Source organism: Mesorhizobium sp. L103C119B0 (genome assembly GCF_000502235.1).
Taxonomy (GTDB): Bacteria; Pseudomonadota; Alphaproteobacteria; order Rhizobiales; family Rhizobiaceae; genus Mesorhizobium.
In genome coordinates this window covers 1-4,298 of sequence record NZ_AYXE01000061.1, presented here as the reverse complement: position 1 = coordinate 4,298, position 4,298 = coordinate 1, and the positions used below count along the sequence as shown (strand labels likewise).

The window sequence follows — 4,298 nt, the reverse complement described above, 5'->3', positions numbered from 1 at the left end:
CCTGAGCTGGCGCGACGGCGACCAGCGCGCGCCGGACGAGCGGATCGCTGCACAGGACAGGAGCAACCAGCTATCAAGCGAGGAGGTCCTCATCAACCGTGAGCATGATACAGCGGAGTTGAGACCAGCGAAGAGGCAAAGGCCCCTGAACAGTCGTCTGCAGGACGTTGCCACTGAGCCGCAGCTGAGCGAGATCGGCAATTCAGGCGCTCGCGTGCTGATGCAGGCCCCCACCCATCAAGTGGGTGCATTGCCATGGGAGGCGCAGCCCATGATGCAAGGGAGCGGACAAGAACACGCCGCGGCGCCGTATGCCGGAGGCAGTGGGTCGATGCTGGGTGCCTCGGTGCTGCAGCCGGGTCACTCAAGGGCGCGCCATCATCATGCGCCGGATTCGTCAGTGGTTGATCTGAATCCCCCCGCACCGTCCGAGTTGCGTGACCCTGCTCGTTCTGTGCCGGCGGCGCCTGCCGGGCCAGCGTTCGCCGGGGCTGAGGAGACGCCCTCCGCGGTTGGCGAGGCCGCGGTGGCCGAAAGGTGGGCTCGGTTGCAAAAGCAGAAGGTCGACGCTGATTTGNCGGCGCGCCATCATCATGCGCCGGATTCGTCAGTGGTTGATCTGAATCCCCCCGCACCGTCCGAGTTGCGTGACCATGCTCGTTCTGTGCCGGCGGCGGTGCAGCCAGATCCTCCAAAAGTGGTCTCCGGTCCCGACAAGGGTCCCCTCTATTCCAACGATGCGACCGTTGTCGAAGGGCTGAGGTCAGCTTACGCGGGTAAGGTCAAGGAGAGCACGGTCAAGCGCCATGTAAATTCTCTTCTCGGCTTTGGTCGTTGGCTCTTTGACAATAACAGGCCGGGATTTGCTGCTCGGCTTGACGAATCGTCGCTGGATCAGGATCGCAAGGAGTACGAGAGCAGGGGTGGCCCCTCGGAGTACGAGAGCAGGGGTGGCCCCTCGATCGTGGCTAGAGCACTGGGTCGTCTCAAGACGTTGGCGGGCGGAGCGCCAGTGGTCGACCGCCCTGTCCGGAATCCCTACCCTGCCGACGCCGCGCTCATCAGAGATTACACAGCGGCTCTCATCAAAGAGTACAAAGAAGCGCCTGCGACCGGGCCGAATCGCGGTACCATTCAGGTCTATGGATCTACTCTTATACGTTTCAGTGAATACCTGCATGAAAACAGAAAGCCGGGGATTGCGGATCGGCTTCACGAGGGGTCGCTGGATGAAGATGCCAAGCGCTATGTGAACTCCGGTGGTAACCGGAGGATCAGTGCACTAGCTCATCTCCGGAAGTTCGCACCCGGGCGCGAAATTGCCCTTGCTGCTCGTCCGGAAGACGCAGTCGGCATGGAGGCTCGTGCCATTGGGGACGCCGCTGCGCAGNAATTGCCCTTGCTGCTCGTCCGGAAGACGCAGTCGGCATGGAGGCTCGTGCCATTGGGGACGCCGCTGCGCAGCGCAGCGGGACGCAGGAGGCATTGGGTCGGCCAGAGAGGCCCCCTGGGAAAGCTAAAGACGGGCGGGTGCTCGGCGCATTGGAATGGCTAGGCGACGAACATATCCAGAGGGATTACCAACTCCTGGAGCAGGAGTTGCAGGGGAACAATCCAGATCTCGCCGCCCGGACGCGGTTCGTGGATCCCCTCGTAGCCAATTATCATCTGCGCTTGGGCTCCGAGAGCGACAAGNAGAACGGTAACGACACAGCCGACTTCCTGTTCGTGCCAGTGAGCGATGGCGGTAAGACTCTTGCGGAGCGCGGCACCCATTGGTCGCTGCTGTTCGTTGATCGCAGCGACCGGGAACGGCCGGTTGCCTATCATTATGACTCCTACAACGGATGCAATGACACGCTTGCAAAAGAGCTCGCAGAAAATCTGGGCGCCAGCCTGGAGACCCGCGTGGGCGTATCCCGCATCGCCCAGCAGAGCAACGTGGTGGATTGCGGAGTCTACGTGGTGGACGGCACGCGGGCGCTGGTTGGGCGATTGCAATCGCAGCCAGATAACCTGAACCTCAACAACCTCGTCGTCAATCGGCAGGCACTACAAACCCGCCTCAGGGCTGACAATACATTCGGAACGGCAAATAATCTTACGAACTTTGAACTCATGGACCGACAGGCCCGAGACGCGGTTAAGGAAAGCCCCGTTGGGACGTTTCACCAGCAGATCAAGCGGCTCGGCCAGTCAGCGCCAGACGTTGCTCCCGGGGACCCATTTAAATTTCAAAGTCTTGAGAGCAAGGGGGACGCCGCTGCGCAGCGCAGCGGGCCGCAGGAGGAATACAGTTGGCCAGAGTATCTCCCCCCTGGGAAAGCTAATGAAGACGACGCTGTTCTGGCATCGTCTTTCGTGCCAACTGGGCCCCATCACCAAGCCTNCTAATGAAGACGACGCTGTTCTGGCATCGTCTTTCGTGCCAACTGGGCCCCATCACCAAGCCTCGGATCCCGCAGGGTCCTTTCGTCCCCTGAGCTGGCGCGACGGCGACCAGCGCGCGCCGGACGAGCGGATCGCTGCACAGGACAGGAGCAACCAGCTACCAAGCGAGGAGGTCCTCATCAACCGTGAGCATGATACAGCGGAGTTGAGACCAGCGAAGAGGCAAAGGACCCCGAACAGTCGTCTGCAGGACGTTGCCACTGAGCCGCAGCTGAGCGAGATCGGCAATTCAGGCGCTCGCGTGCTGATGCAGGCCCCCACCCATCAACTGGGTGCATTGCCATGGGAGGCGCAGCCCATGGTGCAAGGGAGCGGACAAGAACACGCCGCGGCGCCGTACGCCGGAGGCAGTGGGTCGATGCTGGGTGCCTCGGTGCTGCAGCCGGGTCACTCAACGGCGCGCCATCATCATGCGCCGGATTCGTCAGTGGTTGATCTGAATCCCCCCGCACCGTCCGAGTTGCGTGACCNAAGGGCGCGCCATCATCATGCGCCGGATTCGTCAGTGGTTGATCTGAATCCCCCCGCACCGTCCGAGTTGCGTGACCATGCTCGTTCTGTGCCGGCGGCGGTGCAGCCAGATCGCCCAAAAGTGGTCTCCGGTCCCGACAAGGGTCCTCTTTATTCCAACGATGCGACCCTTGTCGAAGGGCTGAGGTCAGCACTCTATGCCGGTAAGGTCGGGGAGATCACGGTCAAGCGCCATGTAGATATTCTTTTCGGCTTTGGTCATTGGCTCGTTGAAAATAACAAGCCGGGGATTGCGGATCGGCTTCACGATTCGTCGCTGGATCGGGATCGCAAGGAGTACGAGATCTGGGGTGGCGGCCCCTCGGCCGTGGCTGGGTCACTGGGTCGTCTCAAGACGTGGGCGGGCGGAGCGCCAGTGGTGGGCCGCCCTGCCCTGAATCCCCACCCTGCCGACGCCGTGCTCATCAGAGAGTACACAGCGGCTCTCATCAAAGCGTACGAGGCAGCGCCGACGGGGCCGAAACCCCGTACCGTTGAGGTCTATGGGTCTGCTCTTAGACGTTTCAGTCAATGCCTGGTTGAAAACAAAAAGCCGGGGATTGCGGATCGGCTTCACGAGCGGTCGCTGGATGAAGATGCCAAGCGCTATATGAAAACCGCTGACATCAGTGCACTAACTCATGTCCGGAAGTTCGCACTCGGGCGCGAAATTGCCCTTGCTGCTCGTCCGGAAGACGCAGTCGGCATGGAGGCTCGTGCCATTGGGGACGCCGCTGCGCAGNAAATTGCCCTTGCTGCTCGTCCGGAAGACGCAGTCGGCATGGAGGCTCGTGCCATTGGGGACGCCGCTGCGCAGACCGCGGCACAAGCTCATGGCCACGCAGGAGAGCAGGGACCCATCTCTCGAGCTCAACAAGTCGCGCCAGCGCCGTTTGAACGGCACTTGGGCAACAAGCGTGAGGCCCAGGACGGACTGACGAGTACACTTGACAGGAGCAACCTCGTGAACAGCGGGGGCGTCATCATAAACAATGAACATTACACAGCGCTGTTGAGACCGGCGAAGAGGCAGAGGATTGATAATCCGCAAAGCCGCGCCATGGGGCGGCAACTGAGCGAAGCAACCACGACGTCCATCAGCCAAGCCTCCGATCAAGCCCGAGCGGACCTAATGGCTTCCTTCAGAAGCAGGGAGCGCTCCGACGCGGGGCGTTGAGCTCCCATGGCTGGGGTCAAGCAGAACAGCTCTCTTGACGACAGAGGCGCTGATGCGATCTCCGGACCGGTAGCTCTCGCCGTAATGGGATCAGGCTGGTACTGTTGGAAGGCTTGATCAGCCTCGTCACCCCAATCTCCAGCATAGCTCACTGTCACGC

General features: G+C 61.4%; 2 protein-coding genes and 1 pseudogene. All 3 read left to right on the top strand.

The window, feature by feature from the left end; genetic code table 11:
* Positions 1 to 1,555 (top strand): annotated as a pseudogene (locus X728_RS1000000172005) (hypothetical protein); the annotation flags it as partial.
* Positions 1,531 to 2,394, top strand: a complete 864-nt coding sequence (locus tag X728_RS1000000168140) for a Ulp1 family isopeptidase (RefSeq protein WP_050589988.1) — start codon at positions 1,531 to 1,533, stop codon at positions 2,392 to 2,394. The pseudogene X728_RS1000000172005 and the gene X728_RS1000000168140, both read left to right, overlap by 25 nt.
* Positions 2,330 to 4,138: a hypothetical protein gene (locus tag X728_RS1000000172000; protein ID WP_023833339.1), complete on the top strand. Its 1,809-nt coding sequence runs from the start codon at positions 2,330 to 2,332 to the stop codon at positions 4,136 to 4,138. Before X728_RS1000000168140 ends, X728_RS1000000172000 begins: the two co-directional genes overlap by 65 nt.
* The last annotated feature ends 160 nt before the right edge of the window (positions 4,139 to 4,298 follow it).